Below are 24338 nucleotides of genomic sequence, written 5' to 3' on the forward strand. Positions count from 1 at the left end.
TGACCGCGATGGAGGAGCCGGTCTCCTTCGGGGCAAAGGACCTTCGCGCCGAGAAGGAGAAGGTCCTCTCTGCGGTGAAGATCCCCAAGGACATGGCCGGCGACACCCAGCGCGGCCAGTACGCCGGGGGCTGGCAGGGCGGCGAGGAGGTCGTCGGCTACCTCGAGGAGGACGGCGTCGCACCGTCCTCGCGCACGGAGACGTATGCCGCGGTGAAGCTCGAGATCGACACCCGCCGCTGGGCGGGCGTGCCGTTCTACCTGCGCACCGGCAAGCGCTTGGGCAAGCGGGTCACCGAGATCGCCGTCGTCTTCAAGAAGGCGCCGCACCTGCCGTTCGATGACACGGCGACCGAGGAGCTCGGCCAGAACGCCATCGTCATCCGCGTGCAGCCCGACGAGGGCATCACCATGCGGTTCGGCTCGAAGGTGCCCGGCGCGCAGATGGAGGTGCGCGACGTGACGATGGACTTCGGCTACGGCAACGCGTTCACCGAGACCTCGCCCGAGGCCTACGAGCGACTCATCCTCGACGTGCTGCTCGGCGACCCCCCGCTGTTCCCCCGGCACGAGGAGGTCGAGCTCTCCTGGCAGATCCTCGACCCGATCGAGGCCTGGTGGGGGAAGCACGGCACGCCCCAGCCCTATCCCGCCGGCGGATGGGGACCCGCGTCCAGTGACGAGATGATGGCCCGCGACGGCCGCACCTGGAGGATGCCTTGATCACCCCACAACGTTCTCCGCTCGTTCCTCGCTCCGATACCTTGCGGGGACCCCGATGTCAGACGCGACAACGTTCTCCGCTCGTTCCTCGCTCCGATACCTTGCGGGGACCCCGATTCACCCACAGGTGCCTCTCGTGATCATCGACCTGCCCAAGACGTCGAGCGTCTCGGTCGCCAAGCGGCTCGTGACGATGCGCAACGACGTCGGGGCGATGACGCTCGGCCGGGTGCTGACGCTGATCATCGTCGTCGATGACCACCAGGCCGACGAGATCATCGAGGCGGCCAGCGACGCGAGCCGCCAGCACCCCTGTCGCATCGTCGTGGTCGTCGCCGGCAACCGCCGGGGCACGAACCGGATGGACGCCCAGATCCGGGTCGGGGGTGACGCCGGGGCGAGCGAGGTCGTCGTGCTGCGGCTCTTCGGTCAGCTGGCCAACCACGGCCAGTCGGTCGTCGTCCCGCTGCTCCTCCCCGACTCCCCCGTTGTCGCGTGGTGGCCCCACGAGGCGCCCAGCGACCTGCGCGAGGACCCCATCGCCCAGATGGCTCAGCGCCGCATCACGGATTCCGCCGAGTCGCCGAACCCCAAGATGGCGCTGAAACGGCTGGCCAAGACGTATCGTCCGGGTGACACCGACCTCGCCTGGACCCGGATCACGTTGTGGCGCGGCCTGCTCGCGGCAGCGCTGGACGGTCCGCCCTACGGCGCCGTGACCGAGGCGGTCGTCGCCGGTGCGAGCGACTCCCCGTCGTCGGACCTGCTCGCCGGTTGGTTGGCCCAGGTCCTGAAGGTGCCGGTCAAGCGCGTGCGCACCAAGGCCGGCAGCGGGGTCATCAGCGTCCGCCTCGACCGCAAGAACGGCCCGATCGACCTCGTCCGGCCCGACGGCACCGTCGCGACGCTGTCCCAACCGGGGCAGCCCGACCGGCGGATCAGCCTCAAACGCCGGGGCCTGGCCGAGTGTCTCGCCGACGAGCTGCGCCGGTTGGATGCCGACGAGGTCTACATGGAGACGCTCGTCCACGGGCTGGGCAAGCTCACGCCCGCCACCAAGACCGCCAGCGCGGCCGCGGCCGACGGCGAGACGATGTCGACCGGGGAGTCACGTCGGATCTCCGAGCGCCTCACCCACAGCCCCCGGGGCAAGCTCGCATCGGCGATGGTCACCGCACCCCCGGCCCCGGACACCGGGGACGTGGCGCAGGTGCAGAAGGCCACGGCGCGCAAGCTCGCTGACCGGCCGACGCCACGGGAGAAGCAGGTCGCGCGGACGCCCACGACGCCGCGCAGGAAGTCGACCGCGACGCCCGGATCGGGGTCCTGATGCCCGACCCGTCCCAGCTCGTCGTCCACCCGGACAAGCAGGCGCTGGCCGATGCCGCGGCGGCCCGCCTCGTGACGGCGATCGTTGACGCACAGGCGGCCCGCGGGAAGGCCCACCTGGTCCTCACCGGCGGGTCGATGGGCTCAGCGATCATCGCGTCCCTCTGCGAGGTCCCGGGCCGCAGCGCCGTGGACTGGTCCACCGTCTCGATCTGGTGGGGCGACGAGCGCTACCTGCCGGCCGGCGATCCTGATCGCAACGACACCCAGAACGACGCGGCCGGCCTCGGCCGTCTCGGGCTCGACCCCCTTCGGGTGCACCGGGTCGCCGGGCCGGATGCCTCCGCCTCGGCGGACGCGAGCGCCACGGCATACGGGGACGAGGTGCGTGCCGACGGCTCGGGCGCCTTCGACGTCGTGCTGCTCGGGGTGGGCCCCGACGGCCACGTGGCCTCGCTCTTCCCGCACCACCCGGCCCAACGCATCGAGGATGCCATCGCAATCGCCGTGCACGACTCCCCCAAGCCGCCGCCCGACCGCGTGTCGCTGACCTTCGAGTGCCTCGCCCGCAGCCGCCAGGTCTGGTTCCTGGTCGCCGGGTCCGACAAGGCCGACGCCGTCGTCGCGGCGCTGGCCGAGGGCGCAGACCGGTGGGACGTCCCCGCGAGCGGGGTCCACGGCGAGGACGCCACCCGCTGGCTGCTCGACACCGACGCTGCCGCCGGCCTCGCCTGACCGAGCGGCCCCCTACAACAGACCCCCACGTGTGCTAGACGATGAGCCCGCGGTCGCGCAGCGTGGTCAGGGCCTCGTCCAGGATGGCCTTGCCGTCGGCGTCGCTACGCCGTTCCTTGACGTAGGCCAGGTGGGTCTTGTAGGGCTCCACCTTGGGCGGGGCGGGCGGGTTCTTCTCGTCCTGACCGGCGGGCAGACCGCAGCGGGGACAGTCCCAGGTCTCGGGGAGGACCAGGCCCGACTCCTGTGCGAAGCTCGGGCGGGTCTCGTGCCGGTTGGAGCACCAGTAGGAGACGAAGACGCGCGGGGCGGAGTCGCCGCGCTCGGCCTCCCCCATCGGGCCTGCTCCGACTCGACTTCCACGAATGGCGTTACCGCTGGCCATGACTCGTCCTTTCTTCGTACTTCAGCAAGTCGTCGGGAAATGCTCAGCCGGCGAACCGGGCGAGCAGTCCGAGCCCCACGACGGTGACGAACCAGATGATGCCGATGGCGATGGTGAACCGGTCGAGGTTGCGTTCGGCCACCGTGGATCCACCGAGCGAGCTGGACATCCCCCCACCGAACATGTCCGAGAGCCCGCCACCCTTCCCCTTGTGCATGAGGATGAGGAGGATCAGGAAGAGGTTGGAGAGGACCAGCAGGATCTGCAGGCCCAGCTTCACCGCGTTCACGCTCGGGGGTGTCCTATCTCGGGTCGGCATCGGGGCGGCCCACCAGCGGCGGGCATCGGGCTCAGGTTACCTTGCCGGGAGGCCGTTCTCACAACGGAAGGCGGCGTTGTCGGGTGCGGCGAGGCTAACAAGGGGGTAAGGGCGTCAGACGGTCAGGTGGTCGCGGTAACGGCAGATGGAGGCGAACTCCGCCGTGTCGATCGACGCCCCACCGACGAGTGCGCCGTCGACGTCCTCCTCGGCCATGATCGAGGCGATGTTGGAGGCCTTCACCGACCCGCCGTAGAGAATCCGCACCGCGTCCGCCACGTCGCCGGAGTAGAGCTCGGCGAGCAGGGTCCGGATCGCCGAGCCGACCTCCTGCGCATCGGCCGGGGTCGCCACCTCGCCCGTGCCGATGGCCCAGATCGGTTCGTAGGCCACGACGACACTGCGGGCCTGCTCCTTGGTGACATCGACGAGACCCCTGCGGACCTGCTCGAGGACGTGCGCGACCTGCCTGCCCTCCTGGCGGATCTCGAGGTCCTCGCCGCAGCACAGGACGGGGACGATCCCGTGCTGGAAGGCCGCGCGGACCTTGTGGTTGACCACGGCGTCGCTCTCGTCGTAGTTCATCCGCCGCTCGCTGTGCCCGACGATGACGTAGTCGCAGTGGAGCTTGGCGAGGAAGGCACCGGAGATCTCGCCGGTGAAGGCCCCCGAGGTGTGCTGCGAGAGGTTCTGGGCGCCGTACCGCAGCCGCAGCTTGTCCCCCTCGATCAGGGTCTGCACCGAACGGATGTCGGTGAAGGGCGGGAAGACGGCCACCTCCACGGCGGTGTAGTCGTGTCTCGCGTCGCGCAGGGTCCAGTCGAGCTTCTGCACGAGGTGGGTCGCCTGCAGGTGGTCGAGGTTCATCTTCCAGTTGCCGGCGATGAGCGGGGTGCGCCCGGAGGTCGGGGCTTTGACAGCCATCAGGTCTGCTCTTCGCTCGACTCGTCGAGGACCGTGAGGCCGGGGAGCTCGCTGCCCTCGAGGTACTCGAGGCTGGCTCCGCCTCCGGTCGAGATGTGGCCGAACTGGTCGTCGGTGAACCCCAGCCGGCGGACGGCGGCCGCGGAGTCGCCGCCACCGATGACGGTGAGCGCGCCCGCGGCGGTGATCTCGACCAGGGTGTCCGCGAGCGCCTTGGTGCCGGCAGCGAAGGGTGCCATCTCGAACGCGCCCATCGGGCCGTTCCAGAACACCGTCCGGCAGTCGGCGAGCTTCGCGGCGAAGAGCGCCGAGGACTCCGGGCCGATGTCGAGGCCCATCCGGTCGGCCGGGATGGCGTCCACGGCCACGACAGCGTGCTCGGCGTCCGCCGAGAAGGCCGACGCAGCGACCACGTCGACGGGCAGGACGATCTCGACACCGCGCGCTGCGGCGTCGTCGAGGTAGCCCTTGACGGCATCCACCTGGTCGGCCTCGAGGAGGCTGGTGCCGACCTCGTGGCCCTGCGCCCGCAGGAAGGTGAAGGCCATGCCGCCGCCGATCAGCAGGCGGTCGGCGGTCTGCAGCAGGTTGCCGATGACCCCGAGCTTGTCGGACACCTTGGCGCCACCCAGCACCACGGCATACGGGCGGGCGGGGTCGTGTGTCAGCCGGCGCAGGACGTCGACCTCGGTCTGGACCAGCCCACCGGTGTATGCCGGGAGCAGCCGGGCGACGTCGAACACGGACGCCTGCTTGCGGTGGACGACACCGAAGCCGTCGGAGACGAAGACGTCGGCGAGGGCGGCCAGCGCCGCGGCGAACTCGGCCCGACCCTCGTCGGTCTTGGCCGTCTCCCCCGCGTTGAAGCGCAGGTTCTCAAGCAGGACGACGTCGCCGTCCGACGCGTCCCTCACCGCGGCCTGCGCGGACTCGCCGACGGTGTCGGTCGCAAACGTCACGGGCCGGCCGAGCAGCTCACCCAGCCTGGCCGCGACCGGCGCGAGGGAGTACCTCGCCTCCGGCGCACCCTTGGGCCGGCCGAGGTGGGCGCACACGATGACGCGGGCGCCCGCCTCGGTGAGGGCCCTGATGGTCGGGACGGAGGCCCTGATCCGACCGTCGTCGGTGATCGTCGTCCCGTCGAGCGGGACGTTGAGGTCGGATCGGACGAGGACCCGGGTGCCGTGCAGGTCGCGGGTGAGCAGGTCGGCGAGGGTCTTCACAACCCTCAGAGACCCTTGCCGACGAGCACGACGAGGTCGACGAGGCGGTTGGAGTAGCCCCACTCGTTGTCGTACCACCCGACGACCTTGACCTGGTTGCCGAGCACCTTGGTCAGGCCCGCGTCGAAGATGCACGAGTGCGGGTCGGTCACGATGTCGGACGACACGATCGGGTCCTCGGTGTATTTCAGGTAGCCCTTGAGCGGGCCGTCGGCTGCCGCCTTCACCGCAGCGTTGACCTCGGCGACGGTCGTCTCCCGGCCGGCCTCGAAGGTGAGGTCGGTGGCCGAGCCGGTCGGGATCGGCACCCGCAGCGCGAAGCCGTCGAGCTTGCCCTTGAGCTCCGGCAGCACGACGCCGATCGCCTTGGCGGCGCCGGTCGAGGTGGGCACGATGTTGATGGCCGCGGCGCGGGCGCGGCGCAGGTCCTTGTGCGGGCCGTCCTGAAGGTTCTGGTCCTGGGTGTAGGCGTGGATCGTCGTCATCAGGCCCTTGACGATGCCGAACTCGTCATTGAGGGCCTTGGCCATCGGCGCGAGGCAGTTCGTCGTGCACGAGGCGTTGGAGATGATCGCGTGCTTCGCCGGGTCGTAGGACTCGTGGTTGACGCCCATCACGATGGTGACGTCCTCGTTGCTGGCCGGCGCCGAGATGATGACCTTCTTGGCGCCGTTGTCGAGGTGCGCTCTGGCCTTGGCGCCGTCCGTGAAGAACCCGGTGGACTCGATCACGACGTCGACGCCGAGGTCGCCCCACTTCAGGGCGGCCGGGTCGCGCTCGGCGAAGGCCTTGAAGGCCTTGCCGTCGACGGCGATCTCGTCATCGGTCGAGGTGACCTCGCCGAGGCGGCCGAGGATGGAGTCGTACTTCAGCAGGTGCGCGAGCGTGGCGTTGTCCGTGAGGTCGTTGACGCCCACGATCTCGATATCGGCGCCGGCGGCACGCACGGCGCGGAAGAAGTTGCGGCCGATGCGGCCGAAGCCATTGATCCCTACGCGGACAGTCACGGTGGTCAAGCCTTCCGGAGATGGGTCGTACTGGTCGGGGTCGGACACCTCACCCCTCCCTCAGACGCTGCTCGGGCCGGGAGGTGTCGACGGCGGCAACCCTAGTGCCCCACGTCACACCACGAGGTCGTCGTCCGAGGTACGGAACCCCCGCCGGTTCCCGGGGCACGGCGCTGCGGCATACCCGCGCGTCACGGTCAGTCGAGCATGTCGGCGGTGAGGCTCGCCTCGGTGCCGGGGACGCCGAGATCCTGGGCGCGCTTGTCGGCCATCGCGAGCAGGCGGCGGATGCGACCGGCGACCGCGTCCTTGGTCATCGGCGGGCTCGCCAGCTGGCCCAGCTCCTCCAGCGAGGCCTCCTTGTGCTCCAGCCGAAGGGTCCCCGCCTCCCGCAGGTGGTCGGGGATCTCCTCGGCGAGGATCTCCATCGCGCGCTCGACCCGGGCCCCGGCGGCGACGGCAGCTCGTGCGGAGCGACGAAGGTTGGCGTCGTCGAAGTTCGCGAGCCGGTTGGCCGTGGCGCGCACCTCCCGGCGCATCCGCCGCTCCTCCCAGGCGAGGACGGCGTCGTGGGCTCCGAGGCGGGTGAGCATCGCGGCGATGGCGTCGCCGTCGCGGATGACGACGCGGTCGACCCCGCGGACCTCACGCGCCTTGGCCTGGATGCCCAGCCGTCGGGCCGCACCGACGAGCGCGAGTGCGGCCTCCGGCCCGGGACAGGTGATCTCGAGCGCCGACGAGCGGCCCGGCTCGGTCAGCGAGCCGTGCGCGAGGAAGGCCCCGCGCCACGCGGCCTCGGCGTCGCACGCCGACGCGCTGACGACCTTGGGCGGCAGTCCCCGCACGGGGCGGCCCCGGGAGTCGATCAGCCCGGTCTGGCGGGCGAGCGTGGCGCCTTCCTCGACGACCCGGACGACGTAGCGGCTGCCCTTGCGCAGGCCACCGGCCGACATCACGAGCACCTCGGAGCGGTGGCCGTAGACCTCGGCGATGAAGGTCCGCAGCCGGCGGGCGGCGATGGCGGTGTCGAGCTCGGCCTCGACGACGATCTGTCCCCCGACGATGTGCAGTCCGCCCGCGAACCTCAGGGTCGAGGCGACCTCGGACTTGCGACAGCAGGGTTTGGTCACCGGGAGCCTGCTGAGCTCGTCCTTGACCCGTGCCGTCATCGCCATGCGGGCCATCCTGCCATGACGTCATCTCCCGGTAGGCCCGTGTCCCGCACGTCACCGGAGGTGACGAAACCGGCTGAGAACCGGACGGAAGCGACACGCTAGCCGATGATGTCCCGGTATGCCGCGGCCAGCCGGAGCGAGTCGTGCCGGCCCTGGTCGGCGGTGCTCGACACTGTCGCGACGACCAGCTCGGCGCCCAGCCGGGCCGCCGCCGCCCCGAGCGCGGTCAGGTCGTCGACCGAGCTCGGGTCGGCGAGCACGACGTCGATCCGCAGGCCCGGGGCGTGCCGGGCGAGCGACTCGAGGTGGTCGGCAGCGCGGAACCCCTTCGTCTCGTCGGAGTGCACCCCGAGGTTGAGGTTGAGCAGTCGACGGGCGCCCGTGGAGACCAGCTCCTCGCGCAGGCTCGGGACGAGGACATGGGGCAGCACGGAGGTGAACCACGAGCCCGGACCCAGGACGACCCAGTCCGCCTCGCGGACCGCTTCGCGGGTCTCCGTAGGGCAGCCCGCATCCGGCGGCAGCAGCCGCACGACCTGCACCCGGCCGCGGGTGCTCGCCACCAGGTGCTGGCCGGTGATGGTGGTGATGGCACCGTCGGGTCCCGCCACCTCGGCCTCGATCTGCAGGGGGACGTCGGCCATCGGCAGGACCCGACCACGGGAGTTGAGGAGGCGGCCCACCAGGTCGAGCCCGTCGACCGTGTCGCCCAGCAGGTCCCAGAGGGACACGATCAGGAGGTTGCCGAGGGCGTGGCCCCCGAGCGGACCGGTGCCGGCGAAGCGGTGCTGGAGGACGTCCCGCCAGGTGTGCCCCCACTCGCTGTCGTCACACAGCGCGGACAGGGCCATCCTCAGGTCACCGGGGGGCAGCACCGAGAACTCCTCACGCAGCCGGCCGGAGGACCCCCCGTCGTCGGCCACCGTCACCACGGCCGTGACCTGGTCGGTGATCAGCTTGAGGGCGGAGAGCGACGCGGCGAGGCCGTGTCCTCCCCCGAGCGCGACGACGCGCTTCTGCGGCATACCCCGTCACTCCCGCCCGAGGTCGCGGTGGACGATGAAGGTGGCCACGCGGGCGCTCTCGAGCCGTTCCGCGAGCTGCTCGGCCACGGCCACCGAGCGGTGCTTGCCACCGGTGCACCCGACGGCGAGCGTGACGTAGCGCCGTCCCTCGTGGACGTAGCCGTCCACGACGGGGGCCATCAGCGCGAGGACGCCGTCGAGGAACTCCGCCGCGCCGGGCTGTGAGAGAACGAAGTCCGCCACCGCCTCGTCGCGTCCGGTGAGCTGGCGCAGCTCCGGCACCCAGTAGGGGTTGGGCAGGAAGCGCATGTCGTAGACGAAGTCGGCATCCAGCGGCACGCCGTACTTGAACCCGAACGACATCACCGCCAACCGGATCTGGGCGCGGGCGCCCGACTCGAACATCGAGGAGATCTTGGACGACAGCTGGTGGACGTTGAGGCCCGAGGTGTCGACGATGAGGTCGGCGTCGGAGCGCAGGTCCCGGAGCAGCTCGCGCTCGCGCAGGATGCCGTCGAGCAGGCGGCCGTCACCCTGCAGCGGATGGGGTCGGCGGACGCTCTCGAAACGGCGCACGAGGGCCTCATCGGTCGCGTCGAGGAAGACGACGCTCGGGCGGTGGCCGGCCCGCGTGAGCTCGCCGATGATCGCGCCGAAGTCGGCGAAGATCCCGTGGCTGCGCACGTCGACGACGGCCGCGACCCGTGCCGGGGTGGACCCCTCGGTCCGTCGGTCCTCGCCGTGCAGCTGCAGCAGCTGCGGGAGCATCTGGGGGGGCAGGTTGTCCACGACGTACCAGCCGCGGTCCTCGAGGACGTTGGCCGCGGTCGACCGGCCGGCGCCGCTCATGCCCGTCAGCACGAGGATCGGCGGCTGCTCGACCGGCGACTGCTCGACCGGGGTCGGATCCTGCGGGGGAACGCCCGGCCCGGGTTCGGTCATGACGCAACCCTACGGCGACCGGGGCACACCGGACATCCGGCGAGTGACCTGCGAGCGGCCACCCAGCGACCGACGAGGGTCTGCCTCAGTCGAGCACCTCGCCGGTGGTGAGGTTGACGGCGGGGACGGTCGCGCCGCCCTCCTGGTGCAGCCGCTCGACGACGACGGCGGCCAGCGACGCCCCGATGCCCGGCACCTCCTCGATCTCCGGCGCCGTCGCGGACCGGAGCCGCTTGACCGACCCGAAGTGCTTGAGCAGCGCCTTCTGCCGCGTGACGCCGAGACCGGGTATGCCGTCGAGCGCCGACGTCGTCATCGCCTTGGACCGTCGCTGCCGGTGGAAGGTGATCGCGAAGCGGTGCGCCTCGTCGCGAACCCGCTGCAGCAGGTAGAGCCCCTCGCTCGTGCGCGGCAGGATGACGGGGAAGTCCTGACCCGGCACCCAGACCTCCTCGAGCCGCTTGGCCAGGCCGACGAGGGCGACGTCATCGATACCCAGCTCCGACAGGGCCGCTCGCGCCGCATTGACCTGCGGCAGCCCGCCGTCGACGACGACGAGGTTGGGCGGGTAGGCGAACTTCCTCGGGCGGCCGGTCTCCTCGTCGATGGGACCGCTGGCCCGGCGCCCGTGCTCCTCGACCTCGAGGTCCCCGTCGAGACTCTCGTGGTGCTCCGCGTCGTCCATCTCGACGTCGGTGGCCCGGTCCCGCTCGTCGAGGTAGCGCTGGAAGCGGCGGGTCAGCACCTCGTGCATCGCGGCGGTGTCGTCGACCGAGCCCGGCAGCCCGTCGGGGCCGGGAGTCAGGGCACTTCGAACGATGAAGCGGCGGTACTCGGACTTGCGCGGCAGCCCGTCCTCGAACACGACCATCGAGGCCACGACGTTGGTGCCCTGGACGTGGCTGACGTCGAAGCACTCGATCCGCAGCGGTGCCTCGGGCAGGTCGAGGGTGTCCTGGAGCTCCTGCAGGGCCAGGCTGCGCGCCGTGAGGTCGCCGGCGCGGGTGACCTTGTGCCGGGCGAGCGACTGCTCGGCGTTGCGCTGCACGGTCTCCATGAGGGCGCGCTTGTCGCCGCGCTGGGGGATCCGCAGGTCGACCTGCGACCCCCGCAGCCCGCTGAGCCAGACCTGCACGACGTCGTCCTCGGACGGCAGCACGGGCACGAGCACCTCGCGCGGCACCGCATCAGGCGTCTGGTCGCCGTAGACCTGGAGGAGCAGGTGGCTCACGAGGTCGGGGACGTCCTCGCTCTCCTTCTCCACGACCCAGCCCCGCTGGCCGCGGATCCTTCCCCCCCGCACGTGGAAGACCTGGACCGCGGCCTCGAGCTCGTCGTCGGCGAGGGCGAAGACGTCCGCGTCGGTGGCGTCGCCGAAGACGACCGCGGACTTCTCCAGGGCCTTGTTGAGGGCCCCGATGTCGTCGCGGAGCCGGGCCGCCAGCTCGAACTCCAGCTCCGACGAGGCCTGCCGCATCCGCTGCTCGATGCGCTTGACGAACTTCGTCGTGTTGCCGGTCATGAAGTCGCAGAAGTCCTCGGCGATGGCCCGGTGCTCCTCGGGCGAGACCCGCCCGACGCACGGGGCCGAGCACTTGTCGATGTAGCCGAGGAGGCACGGGCGACCGCTCGCCGTCGCCCGCTTGAACACCCCGGAGCTGCAGGTCCGCATCGGGAACGGGCGGAGCAGCAGGTCGAGGGTCTCACGGATCGCCCAGGCGTGCGAGAACGGCCCGAAGTAGCGCGTGCCCTTGCGCTTGGCCCCCCGCATCACCTGGGCCCGCGGGAACTCGTCGCCGAGGGTCACCGCGAGGTAGGGGTAGGACTTGTCGTCGCGGTACTTGACGTTGAAGCGCGGGTCGTACTCCTTGATCCAGGAGTACTCGAGCTGCAGAGCCTCCACCTCGGTCCGGACGACCGTCCACTCGACGCTGGCCCCGGTCCGCACCATCGTCGCCGTGCGCGGGTGCAGCGCGGCGATGTCCTGGAAGTAGGAGGACAGCCGGGGGCGCAACGACTTCGCCTTGCCGACGTAGATGACCCGACCGTCCTTGTCGCGAAAACGGTAGACCCCGGGATCGGTGGGGATCTCACCCGGCTTCGGGCGATAGGTCGACGGGTCAGCCACCCGGCCACTCTAGGTCGGCCCTCGGACACCCGGTCGAGCGGTCAGGAGATGACGATGTTGGCACCACTCACGGTCGCGGTCTTGGCCGCGAGCGGCTTCTTGGCCGCGCTGTCGGCGGTCGGCGCACCGGTCGAGATGTCGAACTGGCTCCCGTGGCACGGGCACTCGATCTTGCCGTCGGCGACCTTCGTGACGGGGCAGCCCTGGTGGGTGCACGTCGCCCCGAAGGCCTTGAAGGTGCCGGCCACCGGCTGGGTGACGACGACGAGGCTGTCGGCAAGGATCTTTCCCCCACCCACCGGGACCTCGCTGGCGGCCACGGTGACGCCGGCGGAGCCGGCAGGGGCGCTCGACGAGGCTGCGGCGTCGGTGGTCGAGCTGGAGCCACAGGCGGCGAGCGCGCCGACGCCGACGACCCCCGCTCCGACGGCTCCGGCAGTGCGGATGAGGGTGCGACGGTCCAGTGACGAGTTCGGCATGAGGGGTCCTCCGGTGGGATCGGGTCAGGTCGGCAGGTTCAGTGGGGCGGTCGGTGCGGCTGGGCGATCTGGTCGTCCGTGGCCAGCCTGCCCCGATGCCCTGTGAGACGGCTGTCGTCGCGCTTTGGTCGGGTCGGCGCCGAAAAATCGTCGACCGTCCGCCGTCCGAGCGTCCGTAACACGGAATTCACACATAACGAGAAAGACACAGAGGCCTCAGGTCCCCACGCGGGACCGCCCTGCCGGGCTACTCTGCGAGCCACGCTCGCGGACCACGCGAGGGTCCGCCGCCATCTCTGGCGTCGGGCCGGACAACACCTGGAGGACCTTGTGCAGCAGCGTTCCATCGTTCGGATCGGCGTGCCGCTCGCCGTCGCGGCCCTTGCCCTGTCCGCCTGCGGATCCCGCGCCACCACCAGCACGGGCAGCAGCAGCGGAAGCGCCAGCAAGACCGTCAAGATCGGCGTGATCGCGCCGCTCTCCGGCAGCCTCTCCGCCCTCGGTCTCGGCATCCAGCACTCCGTCGAGCTCGCCGTGAAGCAGGCCAACGCCACCAACGCGATCCCCGGCTGGAAGATCGAGGTCGTCTTCAAGGACGACGAGGCGAAGGCCGACGTCGGCAAGAACGCCGCGACGCAGCTCGCCGGGGACGACTCGGTGGTGGGTGTCGTGGGTGACCTCAACTCCAGCGTCTCCCAGCAGACCCAGCCGATCTTCAACTCGGCGAAGATCACCCAGATCTCCCCGGCCAACACCAACCCGTCGCTGACCATCGGGGCCGACGCCGCGAACCCGAAGCGGCAGTATGCCGCCTACTTCCGCACCTGCACGACCGACGCGGTCCAGGGCCCCTTCGCCGCCCAGTACCTCATCGCGAAGGGCATCAAGAAGGTCGCGACGGTCCACGACAAGCAGACCTACGGCCAGGGCCTCGTCGAGGCGTTCACCAAGGAGTTCACCAAGGACGGCGGCACGATCACGGACGCCGAGACCATCACCACGGCGGACAACGGTGGCAACAACGACTTCTCGACGGTGATCACCAAGATCAAGCCCGGGGCCCCCCAGGCGATCTACTACGGCGGTCAGTTCCCGGAGGCCGGCCCGCTCTCGCTCCAGGTCAAGAACGCTGCGCTCACCATCCCGCTCATGGGTGGCGACGGCATCTACGACCCGAAGTTCATCCAGCTCGCCGGTGGCAAGGACGAGGGTGACCTCGCGACCTCGGTCGGCGCACCCGCCGACGCGAGCGACGCCGGCAAGAAGTTCCTCGCGGACTACAAGGCCGCGGCCTACCCCGACGAGTCCGGCGCCTACGGCGGCTACGCCTACGACGCGGCCAACGCCATCATCAACGCGTTGAAGACCTCCCTCGCGTCGGCCAGCGACCCGAAGTCGGCGCGTCAGGCGACGATCGACGCGGTCAGCAAGGTCTCCTTCGACGGGGTGACCGGCAAGGTCGCCTTCGACCAGTACGGCGACGCCACCTCCAAGGTCATCACGGTCTACAAGGTGGAGGGCGGCAAGTGGGTCGCGGACAAGACCGACACCTTCAAGTGATCGCGTAGCACGAACGATCGGGGGTGGGCGCGAGCCCACCCCCGCTCGGTATCCCCACCTCAACCGACCTGGTGCCGCGCTGTGATCCGGCCCCCCCCACCCCTCGAGGTCGACGTGCTCTTTCTCCAACAGCTCATCAACGGCCTGACCAGCGGCTCGCTCTACGCCCTCATCGCCGTCGGCTACACCGTCGTCTACGGCATCGTCCAGCTGATCAACTTCGCCCACGGCGAGGTCTTCATGATCGGCGCATTCGGGTCACTCGCGGTGTGGACGATCTTCTTCCAGGGTCAGACCTCGATCCTCATCCTGATCCCGATGCTCCTCGGGGCCGTCGCGGCGTCGGTCGGCGTGGCCGTGCTCATGGAGCGGTTCGCCTACCGGCCGCTGCGACATGCGCCGCGACTCGCGCCGCTGATCACCGCGATCGGCGTCTCCGTCTCGCTCCAGGAGATCGTCCGGCTCTTCTACCCCGGTGCCAAGAGCCCGCTTCCCTACCCTCAGATCGACTACGTGAGCGGCACCGCCCTGCAGCTCGGCGACATCACCCTGCGTCGCTCGGCGATCTTCACCGTGGGCGCGCTCGTCGTCAGCGCCGTCTTCCTGTGGTGGTTCATCAACCGCACCAAGCTCGGTCGCGGGATGCAGGCGGTCTCGCAGGACCCCGACACGGCCCGGCTGATGGGCATCAACGTCGACCGGGTGATCGTCGTGGCCTTCGCGCTCGGCGCGCTCCTCGCGGGCATCGCCGGCGTGGCCCAGGGGCTGCAGACCAACAGCATCAGCCAGATCATGGGCTTCACCGCCGGCCTCAAGGCCTTCACCGCCGCTGTGCTCGGGGGGATCGGGAACGTCGCGGGCGCCGTCGTCGGTGGGCTCGTCCTCGGCGTGGCCGAGAGCCTGGCGACGCAGTTCATCCCGGGAGCCTTCGGAGGCACCCCGTGGAAGGACGTCTGGGCCTTCGTCCTGCTCATCGTCGTGCTGGTGTTCAGACCCCAGGGACTGCTCGGCGCACGGGTGGTGGACCGGGCATGAGCACCGTCTCGACCCCGACCCAGATCGCCCCGACGCCCGGCTACCACCCCTCCCGCATCGACGGGCTGCGGGAGCAGCACGGCCGGCTGGCCTGGCTGCTGGTCCTCACGGGGCTGGTCGTCCTCGCTGCCGGGTGCTTCCTGTCCTGGTCCTACGACCCGGAGATCCTCGGCAACCTCTCGATCTCGTTCAACCCCGGATCGCTCCAGCTCTTCATGCTCACTGCTGCGGTGCTGGCCCTGGTCTACGCCTTGGCCTACCGCGGTCCGCTGCGCGGGCTCGGGGTCTGGATCGACTCCGCCAAGGCGCTGATGGTGCTGGGGATCGGCGCTCTCGGCTTCATGGCGATCACGCTCGCCGTCGTCGCGGTGACGTCCAGCGGGTTGATCAACATCGACCCGGGCGGCTGGGTCTCCCTCGTCGGCAGCCTCGTCCTGGCCGTGGGCGGCAGCCTGCTCGAGCGGCGGCCGACGAAGGACACGTTGCACGCTCAGCTCCCGGCATGGGTGGAGATCGGGACGATCGTCGTCCTGATGGCCATGCTCCTGTTCGGGGCGGCATACGCGCTCGGGCAGACCGACGGCAACATCTTCGGGCTCTTCCTCGTCTTCGTCGTCGCGGTGGCGTGGTCGCTCTTCGCGGCTGGCTTCTTCACCTGGCTGGGGATCGTGGCCCAGCGGCACCGGCGGGTGCTGATGCTCGGCGCATTCGCCGTGGCGTTCCTCTTCCCGTTCACCCAGAACGGCTCCGACGCCAACATGTCGATCGCCACGCAGGTCCTCATCTTCGCGGCCACCGCCCTCGGCCTGAACATCGTCGTCGGCCTCGCCGGCCTCCTCGACCTCGGCTACATCGCCTTCCTCGGCGCCGGTGCCTACACCGCGGCCACGCTGTCGACCTCGGCCTTCGCGACGATCGGCTGGAAGCCACCGTTCCTGGTCGTCGTCCTCCTCGGCGCGATCGTCGCGGCGACCCTCGGTCTGATCATCGGTACGCCGACACTGCGGGTGTCGGGCGACTACCTCGCCATCGTCACCCTGGCCTTCGGGGAGATCTTCCGGCTGTCGATGAGCAACCTCGACGGCAACAACGGGCCGGACCTCACGCACGGACCCAACGGCATACCCGCCATCCCCGACCTCCAGATCGGGTCCTTCAACTTCGGCGACGAGCACACCATCCTCGGGTTCAGCCTGGGACGGTTCGCGAACTACTACTTCGTGCTCCTCGTCCTGGCGCTCGTCATCATCACCGTCTTCTCGCGCCTCAACAACAGCCGCATCGGCCGGGGCTGGGTGGCGATCCGCGAGGACGAGAAGGCCGCCGAGGCGATGGGCGTCAACGTCTTCGGCCTCAAGCTGTTCGCCTTCGCCAGCGGCGCGTTCCTCGCCGGCATGGCCGGCACGGTCAAGGCCCACCAGGACGTCTCGGTCACCCCCGACCAGTACGTCTTCCTGGAGTCCGCGTTCCTGCTCGCCGCCGTGGTGCTCGGCGGCATGGGGACGGTCGCCGGCGTCTTCATCGGTGCGACCATCCTCAAGCTGCTGCCCGAGAAGCTGCGCTTCATCTCGGACTACCGCCTCCTCATCTTCGGCGTGCTCCTCGTGCTCATGATGCGGGTGCGCCCCGAGGGCATCATCGCCAGCCAGCGGCGCCAGCTGGAGTTCCACGAAGAGGACGAGGCGCTCGCCGAACGCATCGAAGAGGTCCATCTCGAGGAAGAGGCCCAGACGTGACGGTCACCCACAGCGCGCCGGCCGCTCCGCCTGCGGACGGCGGAGCCGTCATCCTCCAGGCCAGCGGCGTGATCATGCGGTTCGGGGGGCTCACGGCCGTCAACAGCGTCGACCTCACCGTCCGCGAGGGAGAGATCGTCGGGCTGATCGGCCCCAACGGCGCCGGCAAGACGACCTTCTTCAACTGCCTCACCGGGCTCTACAAGCCGACCGAGGGGCAGGTCATCTTCAACGGGGCGGTCCTGCCGCCGAAGCCGCGGGCCGTGGTGCTCGCCGGGATGGCCCGGACCTTCCAGAACATCCGGCTCTTCAACAACATGACCGCGTTGGAGAACGTCATGGTCGGCCGCTACTGCCGGACCAGCTCGATGGCCCTGACGTCCATCTTCCGCGGACCGAAGTTCCGCCGGGAGGAGGCCGCGACCCGGGCCCGCGCCCAGGAGCTGCTCGACTACGTCGGGCTCGGGCGGTCGTCCGAGCTGCTGGCCCGCAACCTGCCCTACGGCGACCAGCGTCGCCTCGAGATCGCCCGGGCCCTGGCGACCGACCCGAAGGTGCTGCTGCTCGACGAGCCGACCGCCGGGATGAACCCGCAGGAGACGCGACAGGCCAGCGACCTCATCTTCAAGATCCGGGACAGCGGCATCGCCGTCGTCGTCATCGAGCACGACATGCGCTTCATCTTCAACCTCTGCGACCGGGTGCTCTGCCTCGTCCGCGGGGAGACCCTCGTCGAGGGCAGCCCGACCCAGGTGCAGTCGGACCCCCGGGTCATCGAGGCCTACATCGGCACGGGAGACGACGACGAGGACGAGGGGGCGAGCACGTGACCGCCATGCTGGAGGTCACCGACCTCCAGGTCGCCTACGGCAAGATCGAGGCGGTCAAGAAGATCACCTTCTCGGTCGACGAGGGCCAGGTCGTCACGCTCATCGGCACCAACGGCGCCGGGAAGACGACGACCCTGCGCACCATCTCCGGTCTGCTGCGACCCACCGGCGGCTCGATCCGCTTCCAGGGCAAGCCGATCCAGACGACGCCGGCCCACGAGATCGTCTCGCTCGGCATCGCCCACTCCCCCGAGGGACGACGGATCTTCCCGCGACTGACCGTCGAGGAGAACCTCCTGCTCGGATCGTTCTCCCGCAAGGACACCGCCAACATCAAGGGTGACCTGCAGGCGGCATACGACCTCTTCCCCATCCTTCGCGAGCGGGCGAAGCAGCCCGCCGGCACCTTCTCCGGGGGCGAGCAGCAGATGCTGGCGATGGGCCGCGCGATGATGTGCCGGCCCAAGCTGCTGATGCTGGACGAGCCGTCGATGGGCCTGTCCCCGCTGATGATGAAGCGGATCATGTCGACGGTGAGGACACTGCGCGAGCAGGGCACGACCATCCTGCTCGTCGAGCAGAACGCCCAGGCCGCGCTCCGGCTCGCCGACAAGGGCTACGTGCTCGAGGTCGGCTCGATCGTCCTCCAGGGCACGGGCCAGGAGCTGCTCGCCAGCGACGACGTCCGCAAGGCCTACCTCGGCGAGGACTGACCCCCCTGGTCGCGCACGTCGGGTGCCGCCGCGCCGCGCCGCGGCAACCGGCGCCAAAGGTCACCTTTCGCGTCGGCTTGGTGAGTCGCCGTCGAGTGGTCACGTCCGGTCGATCCCAGGGCCTCAGAGCGGCCAGTCCTGACCTCTCGCATCGAGGTTTCGCGAGAGGTCACCTTTGGCCGCAGCAGTCAGGCCTGAGCGGACCGAGCCGCTCGGTGAGATAGTGGACCCACCCCCGAAGAGAAGGTGACCTCATGCGCCGTTCGCACCCCGCCCGGTATGCCGCCCGGCTGGCTCTCGCCCTCACCGTCGGGGGCCTGCTCGTGCTGGGCCCCTCCGCGGCCCTCGCCCAGGCCCCGGCCGCCCCGCTGGGCCCGACCACGGGCACGCACGGGACATCCGGCATGACCGGCCATCTGTGCCCCAGCATGAACAACGACTGGCTATAGGCCGCGTTTCCACCCCTCTCGCCGGCCGCTCGACACGATCGGTAACGTGAGCGGCAGAGCAACCTGAACATCACCGCGTCGTGAGATCAGCGACGCTGCCCCGTCAACGCCGACACAGGAGTCGAACCCGTGAGTGATCTGAACGTCATCGCCCTCATCCCCGCCAAGCCCGGGTCGGAGGCCGTCGTCCGGGCCGCGTTGACCGAGCTCGTCGGTCACACGCGGCAGGAGGAGGGGTGCTTGAAGTACGAGCTGTTCGAGTCGCAGGCCACTCCGGGCACGTTCGTCACCGTCGAGGAGTGGACGAGTCAGGCCGCGCTGGACGCTCATATGGCGTCGCCGCACATCGCCGCCGCCTTCGCTGCCGCCGGAGACGCGATGGCGGGCGCTCCGGCCATCCACCCGCTGACGGCCGTCTAGCTGTCGGCCGTCTAGCTGACGGCCGTCTAGCTGACGGGCGCTCCTGAGCCGTCAGGCGCTGCTGAGCCGTCAGGCGCTTCTGCGGGTCGCCGCCTTCTTGGCGGCTGCCTTCGCCGTCGCGACCGCCTTCTTCGTGACCGTCGACTTCCTCGTGGCGGTCGCCTTCGTGGCGGTGGTCTGGGTCGTGACCCGAGCGGCGGCGGTCTGCTTCGTCGCCCGGCCCATGCTGGGCCGCACGGTCGGCACCCTCGACCCGGCCTTGGCCAGGATGGGTCCGAGGAACTGGCCGGTGAACGACGCCGCCACTGCGGCGACCTCCTCCGGCGTGCCCTCGGCGATCACCTGACCACCGCGCCGCCCGCCCTCGGGCCCGAGGTCGATGACCCAGTCGGCGCTCTTGATGACGTCGAGGTTGTGCTCGATGACGATCACCGTGTTGCCCTTCTCGACCAGGCCCTGGAGCACCTCGAGGAGCTTGCGGATGTCCTCGAAGTGGAGACCGGTCGTGGGTTCGTCGAGGACGTAGACCGTGCGCCCGGTCGACCGCTTCTGCAGCTCGGTGGCCAGCTTGACGCGCTGCGCCTCGCCTCCGGAGAGGGTGGGGGCCGGCTGACCCAGCCGGACGTATCCGAGGCCGACGTCGTTGAGGGTCGAGAGGTGGCGGGAGATCGCCGGCACGGCCTGGAAGAAGTCGGCGGCCTCCTCGATCGGCATGTCGAGCACGTCGGCGATGGTCTTGCCCTTGAAGTGGACCTCGAGGGTCTCGCGGTTGTAACGCGCCCCGTGGCATACCTCGCAGGGCACGTAGACGTCGGGCAGGAAGTTCATCTCGATCTTGATGGTGCCGTCACCGGAACAGTTGTCGCAGCGACCACCCTTGACGTTGAAGGAGAACCGGCCGGGCAGGTAGCCCCGGACCTTGGCCTCGGTCGTCGTCGCGAAGAGCTTGCGCATCGCGTCGAACACGCCGGTGTAGGTGGCCGGGTTGGACCGCGGGGTGCGGCCGATCGGGCCCTGGTCGACGTGGACGACCTTGTCGAGGTGCTCGAGCCCGGTCACCGTCTTGTGCCGGCCGGGCACGTGGCGGGCGCCGTTGAGCTTGTTGGCCAGCACGTTGTAGAGGATGTCGTTGACCAGCGTGGACTTGCCTGACCCGGAGACCCCGGTCACCGCGACGAGGTTGCCGAGCGGGAAGGAGACGTCGACGCCGTCGAGGTTGTTCTCCTTGGCGCCGATGACGGAGACCTCCCGGCCGTCCTGCGGGCGCCGGACCGCGGGCATGGTGATCTCGCGCCGGCCCGACAGGTATTGCCCCGTGATGGAGTCGGGGTGCTCGAGCAGGCCCTGGACGGTGCCGCAGTGGACGACCTGCCCCCCGTGCTCCCCCGCGCCCGGGCCGATGTCGACGACCCAGTCGGCCATCGCGATGGTGTCCTCGTCGTGCTCGACGACGATGAGGGTGTTGCCGAGGTCGCGCAGCCGGGTCAGCGTTTCGATGAGCCGGTGGTTGTCGCGCTGGTGCAGACCGATGCTCGGCTCGTCGAGGACGTAGAGGACCCCCACGAGACCGGACCCGATCTGGGTGGCGAGCCGGATCCGCTGGGCCTCGCCGCCGGAGAGCGTGCCGGCGGGGCGGTCGAGCGAGAGGTAGTCGAGACCCACGTCGAGGAGGAACCCCAGCCTCGCCTCGATCTCCTTGATGACCCGCTCGGCGATCTGGCGCTCCCGCGGGGAGAAGTCGACCTCAGCGAGGAACTCGGCGCACTCGTTGATCGCGAGGGCGCAGATCTGCGAGATGTTCTTGCCGCCGACGTGGACGGCGAGGATCTCGGGCTTGAGCCGGGCCCCCTTGCAGACCGGGCAGGGCACTTGGCGCATGTAGCCCTCGTAGCGCTCCCGGCTCCAGTCGGAGTCGGTCTCGGAGTGCCGGCGCTTCACGAAGGGCACGACCCCCTCGAAACCCGTGGTGTAGGAACGGTCGCGGCCGTAGCGGTTGCGATATTTCACGTGCACCTGATAGTTCTCGCCGTGCAGCAGCGCCTCCTTGGCGCGCTCCGGCAGCGAGGCCCACGGCGCGTCCATCGAGAACTTCAGGTCTTCGGCGAGTGCCGCGATGACCCGCTCGAAGTACTCCGCCGACCCGGACCCCTGGGCCCATGGCGCGATGGCGCCCTGGGCGATCGAGAGGTCGACGTCGGGGACGAGCAGCTCGGGGTCTACCTCGAGCTCGGTGCCGATGCCGGTGCACGTGGGGCAGGCGCCGAAGGGGGCGTTGAAGGAGAACGACCGCGGCTCGATCTCGTCGATGCTGATCGGGTGGTCGTTGGGGCAGGCCATCTTCTCCGAGAAGCGGCGCTCCCGGACGGCGGCCTTGTCCTGCTTGTCGTGGGGGTCCACGTCGACGAACTCGACGAGGACGACCCCGCTGGCCAGCCCGAGCGCGGTCTCCACGGAGTCGGTGAGCCGCCGCTTGGACCCGGAGTCGCCGCCCTTGGCGACGAGGCGGTCGACGACGACGTCGATCGTGTGCTTGATCTGCTTCTCCAGCTTGCGCGGCTCGCTCAGCGAGATCACCTCGCCGTCGACCCGGGCGCGCGAAAAGCCCTTGGTCTGGAGCTCGGCGAAGAGGTCGACGAACTCCCCCTTGCGGCCCTTGACGACCGGCGCGAGGACCTGGAAACGGGTGCGGTCGGGCAGCTCGAGGAGCCGGTCGACGATCTGCTGGGGGCTCTGCCGGGTGATCGGCTCCCCGCACACGGGGCAGTGCGGCCGCCCCGCCCGGGCGAAGAGCAGCCGGAGGTAGTCGTAGACCTCGGTGATCGTCCCGACGGTCGAGCGCGGGTTGCGGTTGGTCGACTTCTGGTCGATCGAGACCGCGGGCGACAGACCCTCGATGAAGTCGACGTCGGGCTTGTCCATCTGCCCGAGGAACTGCCGGGCATAGGCCGACAGCGACTCGACGTAGCGGCGCTGCCCCTCGGCGAAGATCGTGTCGAACGCGAGGGAGGACTTGCCCGAGCCGGACAGGCCGGTGAAGGCGATCAGGCTGTCCCTCGGGAGCTCGATCGAGATGTCCTTGAGGTTGTGCTCGCGCGCGCCACGGACGACGAGCGTGTCGTGTCGGTGGGGGGCGGTCAGGGGGGTCTGGGGGGGACGGGCAGCCACGGCACCTACCCTAAGCGCCGCCACCGACAGGGGCGAACGACCGTGTGCCGGGGCCTGCCGGGGGTGTCAGCCCCGCGGCATACAGTCGGGGCATGAGGCACTGGGAGGGACAGGAGTGACGCCCGACGCCGGTGCGGTCAGCGACGTCGTCCCGATCAGTGACACCGTCCCCATCAGCGACTACGCGGTCATCGGCGACATGCAGTCGTGCGCGCTCATCAGCCGTGGCGGCTCGGTCGACTTCCTCTGCCTCCCCCGCTTCGACTCCCCCTCCTGCTTCACCGCGCTGCTCGGCACGAGCAAGCACGGGCGGTGGCTCCTCGGGCCGGCCACGTCGGCCGGCCCGGTGACCACGACCCGGCGCTACCTCGGCGACACCTTCGTCCTCGAGACGACCCACGAGAGCGCCGACGGCGCCGTCCGGGTGATCGACGTCATGCCGACCGGCGACGACCGGGCCGACATCATGCGGATCGTCGAGGGCCTGTGGGGCACCGTGCGGTTGCGGCACGAGTGGATCGTGCGGTTCGGCTACGGCAAGGTCACCCCGTGGGTGAGTCGGCAGGACGGGCCGGGTGGCCACGGTGACCGGCTGATCACCGCGGTGGCCGGGCCCGACATGCTCGTGCTGCGCGGCGACCGGCTCCCCTCGGCGAAGGACGGCATGCACGTCGACGAGTTCGACGTGCATGCGGGTGACCGGCTGGACTTCTCGACGACGTGGCTCCCCTCGCACCTCACGGTGCCCACCGGTCTCGACGTCGACTCGACCGTCGAGACGACGATGCAGCAGTGGCAGGAGTGGGCCGACCGCTGCCCCTACGAAGGCCCCTACCGCGACATCGTGCTCCGCTCGCTGCTCGTCCTGCGGCTGCTCACCGACAGCACCACCGGGGGCATCGTCGCCGCGGCCACGACGAGCCTGCCCGAGGACTTCGGCGGAGAGCGCAACTGGGACTACCGCTTCTGCTGGCTGCGCGACGCCTCGCTGACCCTCGACGCCCTCAGCGCCTACGGCTTCGTCGACGAGACCGCGCTCTGGCGCAGCTGGCTGATCCGGGCGGTCGCGGGCGACCCCGAGGACCTCCAGATCATGTATGCCGTGGATGGCGGCCGCGAGCTGCCCGAACGCACCCTCGACCACCTCCCGGGGTATGCCGGGTCGACGCCGGTCCGGGTCGGCAACGGCGCCGTCACCCAGCGGCAGACCGACGTCCTCGGCGAGGTGATGACCGCGCTCGCCTCTGGCCGCGACGCCGGCCTGAAGGAGTCGGAGCGGTCCTGGCGGATCCAGTGCGCGCTCGTCGACGAGCTCGCCGACCGGTGGCAGGAGCCGGACAACGGGCTCTGGGAGATCCGCGGGCCGCAACGGCTGTTCACCCACTCACGGATCATGGTCTGGGCCGCCTTCGACCGGATGGTCACGGCGGTCGAGAAGCACGGTCTGCACGGTGACGTCGAGCGCTGGCGGGAGGTGCGTGACGCGGTGCACGCGGAGGTCCTCGCCCGGGGCTGGGACGCCGAGCGCGGCACGTTCGTCCAGCACTACGACACCCACGAGGTCGACGCCTCGCTGCTGCTCATCGCCGCCTCCGGGTTCCTGCCGGCCGACGACCCCCGCTTCCTCGGCACCATCGCCGCGATCGAGACCGACCTCATGCGGGACGGTTTCCTCCTGCGCTATCGGACCCAGGGCGGGGTGGACGGCCTCTCCGGCGACGAGCATCCCTTCCTGGCCTGCTCGTTCTGGCTCGTCGAGGCCTATGCGCTCGTGGGAAGGCGGGACGATGCCGTCGCGTTGATGGACCGACTCGTCGGCATCGCCAACGACGTCGGCCTGCTGTCCGAGGAGTACGACCCCGGCTCGAACCGGATGGCCGGCAACTTCCCGCAGGCGTTCTCGCACCTGACGCTGATCCGGGCCGCGCAGGCGCTGAGCGGGGTCACGACGCGAGGCGGCGCCGGCTGAGCCCCTCCGCATGTTGCTCCCCGGGTGCCCGAATAGGGGCTGGCAGCGCCACTTTCGGGCACGCCGGA

At 70.1% G+C, this 24338-nt stretch carries 22 protein-coding genes; 11 read left to right on the top strand and 11 right to left on the bottom strand.

Annotated elements, in window-relative coordinates; genetic code table 11:
- The 3 genes from Q0R63_RS03130 to pgl all read left to right on the top strand — a co-directional run.
- Nucleotides 1-722: glucose-6-phosphate dehydrogenase (locus tag Q0R63_RS03130; RefSeq protein WP_295693847.1), on the top strand; the 722-nt coding region annotated here is incomplete at its 5' end.
- Between the two features lie 136 nt (nt 723-858).
- Nucleotides 859-2052 carry a glucose-6-phosphate dehydrogenase assembly protein OpcA gene (locus Q0R63_RS03135; protein WP_295693850.1) on the top strand — a complete coding sequence of 398 codons (1194 nt, stop codon included), beginning with the start codon at nt 859-861 and terminating at the stop codon, nt 2050-2052.
- Nucleotides 2052-2786, top strand: coding sequence for a 6-phosphogluconolactonase (gene pgl / locus Q0R63_RS03140; RefSeq protein ID WP_295693853.1), 735 nt, complete (start codon nt 2052-2054; stop codon nt 2784-2786). Before Q0R63_RS03135 ends, pgl begins: the two co-directional genes overlap by 1 nt.
- 34 nt (nt 2787-2820) lie before the next feature.
- On the opposite strand, the gene Q0R63_RS03145 is transcribed toward pgl, so the two are convergent.
- From Q0R63_RS03145 to Q0R63_RS03190, 10 genes are all read right to left on the bottom strand, one after another.
- Entirely contained in the window at nt 2821-3171 is a 351-nt protein-coding gene (locus tag Q0R63_RS03145; RefSeq protein WP_295693855.1) for an RNA polymerase-binding protein RbpA, read from the bottom strand.
- Nucleotides 3172-3214: 43 nt separating this feature from the next.
- Entirely contained in the window at nt 3215-3460 is a 246-nt protein-coding gene (gene secG / locus Q0R63_RS03150; RefSeq protein WP_295693857.1) for a preprotein translocase subunit SecG, read from the bottom strand.
- Nucleotides 3461-3604: 144 nt separating this feature from the next.
- A complete protein-coding gene (gene tpiA, locus Q0R63_RS03155; RefSeq protein ID WP_295693859.1) occupies nt 3605-4414 on the bottom strand; it encodes a triose-phosphate isomerase in 810 nt (269 codons plus the stop codon).
- The gene (locus Q0R63_RS03160) at nt 4414-5637 is read right to left on the bottom strand and encodes a phosphoglycerate kinase (protein WP_295693862.1); all 1224 of its coding nucleotides are present in this window, start codon (nt 5635-5637) and stop codon (nt 4414-4416) included. Before Q0R63_RS03160 ends, tpiA begins: the two co-directional genes overlap by 1 nt.
- A 5-nt stretch (nt 5638-5642) precedes the next feature.
- Nucleotides 5643-6644 (bottom strand): type I glyceraldehyde-3-phosphate dehydrogenase, encoded by a 1002-nt coding sequence (gene gap / locus Q0R63_RS03165; protein WP_295693865.1) that lies wholly within the window; start codon nt 6642-6644, stop codon nt 5643-5645.
- A 197-nt stretch (nt 6645-6841) separates the two neighbouring features.
- The gene (whiA, locus tag Q0R63_RS03170; RefSeq protein WP_295693868.1) at nt 6842-7819 is read right to left on the bottom strand and encodes a DNA-binding protein WhiA; all 978 of its coding nucleotides are present in this window, start codon (nt 7817-7819) and stop codon (nt 6842-6844) included.
- Nucleotides 7820-7917: 98 nt separating this feature from the next.
- Nucleotides 7918-8844, bottom strand: coding sequence for a uridine diphosphate-N-acetylglucosamine-binding protein YvcK (gene yvcK, locus Q0R63_RS03175; RefSeq protein ID WP_295693870.1), 927 nt, complete (start codon nt 8842-8844; stop codon nt 7918-7920).
- Between the two features lie 6 nt (nt 8845-8850).
- Entirely contained in the window at nt 8851-9786 is a 936-nt protein-coding gene (gene rapZ, locus Q0R63_RS03180; RefSeq protein WP_295693873.1) for an RNase adapter RapZ, read from the bottom strand.
- Nucleotides 9787-9871: 85 nt separating this feature from the next.
- Nucleotides 9872-11914, bottom strand: a complete 2043-nt coding sequence (uvrC, locus tag Q0R63_RS03185) for an excinuclease ABC subunit UvrC (protein ID WP_295693876.1) — start codon at nt 11912-11914, stop codon at nt 9872-9874.
- 41 nt (nt 11915-11955) lie between these two features.
- Nucleotides 11956-12393: a Rieske (2Fe-2S) protein gene (locus Q0R63_RS03190; protein ID WP_295693879.1), complete on the bottom strand. Its 438-nt coding sequence runs from the start codon at nt 12391-12393 to the stop codon at nt 11956-11958.
- Between the two features lie 330 nt (nt 12394-12723).
- Here Q0R63_RS03190 and Q0R63_RS03195 point away from each other — a divergent pair, with 330 nt between their 5' ends.
- The 7 genes from Q0R63_RS03195 (at nt 12724) to Q0R63_RS03225 (ending at nt 19136) form a co-directional block, all read left to right on the top strand.
- Complete coding sequence (locus Q0R63_RS03195; protein WP_295693882.1) at nt 12724-13953, top strand: branched-chain amino acid ABC transporter substrate-binding protein; 1230 nt, start codon at nt 12724-12726, stop codon at nt 13951-13953.
- Between the two features lie 81 nt (nt 13954-14034).
- On the top strand, nt 14035-14988 hold the full coding sequence (locus Q0R63_RS03200) for a branched-chain amino acid ABC transporter permease (RefSeq protein WP_295693884.1): 954 nt from the start codon (nt 14035-14037) through the stop codon (nt 14986-14988).
- Nucleotides 14985-16724 carry a branched-chain amino acid ABC transporter permease gene (locus Q0R63_RS03205; protein WP_295693887.1) on the top strand — a complete coding sequence of 580 codons (1740 nt, stop codon included), beginning with the start codon at nt 14985-14987 and terminating at the stop codon, nt 16722-16724. Before Q0R63_RS03200 ends, Q0R63_RS03205 begins: the two co-directional genes overlap by 4 nt.
- On the top strand, nt 16721-17554 hold the full coding sequence (locus Q0R63_RS03210) for an ABC transporter ATP-binding protein (RefSeq protein ID WP_295693890.1): 834 nt from the start codon (nt 16721-16723) through the stop codon (nt 17552-17554). Before Q0R63_RS03205 ends, Q0R63_RS03210 begins: the two co-directional genes overlap by 4 nt.
- Nucleotides 17551-18267: an ABC transporter ATP-binding protein gene (locus Q0R63_RS03215; protein ID WP_366521073.1), complete on the top strand. Its 717-nt coding sequence runs from the start codon at nt 17551-17553 to the stop codon at nt 18265-18267. Before Q0R63_RS03210 ends, Q0R63_RS03215 begins: the two co-directional genes overlap by 4 nt.
- A 254-nt stretch (nt 18268-18521) precedes the next feature.
- Nucleotides 18522-18716 (top strand): hypothetical protein, encoded by a 195-nt coding sequence (locus tag Q0R63_RS03220; protein WP_295693893.1) that lies wholly within the window; start codon nt 18522-18524, stop codon nt 18714-18716.
- Between the two features lie 129 nt (nt 18717-18845).
- Complete coding sequence (locus tag Q0R63_RS03225; RefSeq protein WP_295693896.1) at nt 18846-19136, top strand: putative quinol monooxygenase; 291 nt, start codon at nt 18846-18848, stop codon at nt 19134-19136.
- A 69-nt stretch (nt 19137-19205) separates the two neighbouring features.
- Here Q0R63_RS03225 and uvrA read toward each other — a convergent pair whose 3' ends face one another.
- A complete protein-coding gene (gene uvrA / locus Q0R63_RS03230) occupies nt 19206-22301 on the bottom strand; it encodes an excinuclease ABC subunit UvrA (RefSeq protein WP_295693898.1) in 3096 nt (1031 codons plus the stop codon).
- 115 nt (nt 22302-22416) lie between these two features.
- Between uvrA and Q0R63_RS03235 the strand changes: the two genes are divergently transcribed.
- Nucleotides 22417-24270: a glycoside hydrolase family 15 protein gene (locus Q0R63_RS03235; protein ID WP_295693902.1), complete on the top strand. Its 1854-nt coding sequence runs from the start codon at nt 22417-22419 to the stop codon at nt 24268-24270.
- The last annotated feature ends 68 nt before the right edge of the window (nt 24271-24338 follow it).

It is taken from the genome of Lapillicoccus sp. (genome assembly GCF_025353065.1).
In the GTDB taxonomy this organism is placed as follows: Bacteria; Actinomycetota; Actinomycetes; order Actinomycetales; family Dermatophilaceae; genus Lapillicoccus.

What these genes read in the sequence shown, in the direction of transcription:
- pgl (WP_295693853.1), top strand. Translation starts at nt 2,052, where the DNA reads ATGCCCGACCCGTCCCAGCTCGTCGTCCACCCGGACAAGCAGGCGCTG.
- Q0R63_RS03145 (WP_295693855.1), bottom strand. Translation starts at nt 3,171, where the DNA reads ATGGCCAGCGGTAACGCCATTCGTGGAAGTCGAGTCGGAGCAGGCCCG.
- tpiA (WP_295693859.1), bottom strand. Translation starts at nt 4,414, where the DNA reads ATGGCTGTCAAAGCCCCGACCTCCGGGCGCACCCCGCTCATCGCCGGC.
- whiA (WP_295693868.1), bottom strand. Translation starts at nt 7,819, where the DNA reads ATGGCGATGACGGCACGGGTCAAGGACGAGCTCAGCAGGCTCCCGGTG.
- yvcK (WP_295693870.1), bottom strand. Translation starts at nt 8,844, where the DNA reads ATGCCGCAGAAGCGCGTCGTCGCGCTCGGGGGAGGACACGGCCTCGCC.
- rapZ (WP_295693873.1), bottom strand. Translation starts at nt 9,786, where the DNA reads ATGACCGAACCCGGGCCGGGCGTTCCCCCGCAGGATCCGACCCCGGTC.
- Q0R63_RS03190 (WP_295693879.1), bottom strand. Translation starts at nt 12,393, where the DNA reads ATGCCGAACTCGTCACTGGACCGTCGCACCCTCATCCGCACTGCCGGA.
- Q0R63_RS03205 (WP_295693887.1), top strand. Translation starts at nt 14,985, where the DNA reads ATGAGCACCGTCTCGACCCCGACCCAGATCGCCCCGACGCCCGGCTAC.
- Q0R63_RS03220 (WP_295693893.1), top strand. Translation starts at nt 18,522, where the DNA reads ATGCGCCGTTCGCACCCCGCCCGGTATGCCGCCCGGCTGGCTCTCGCC.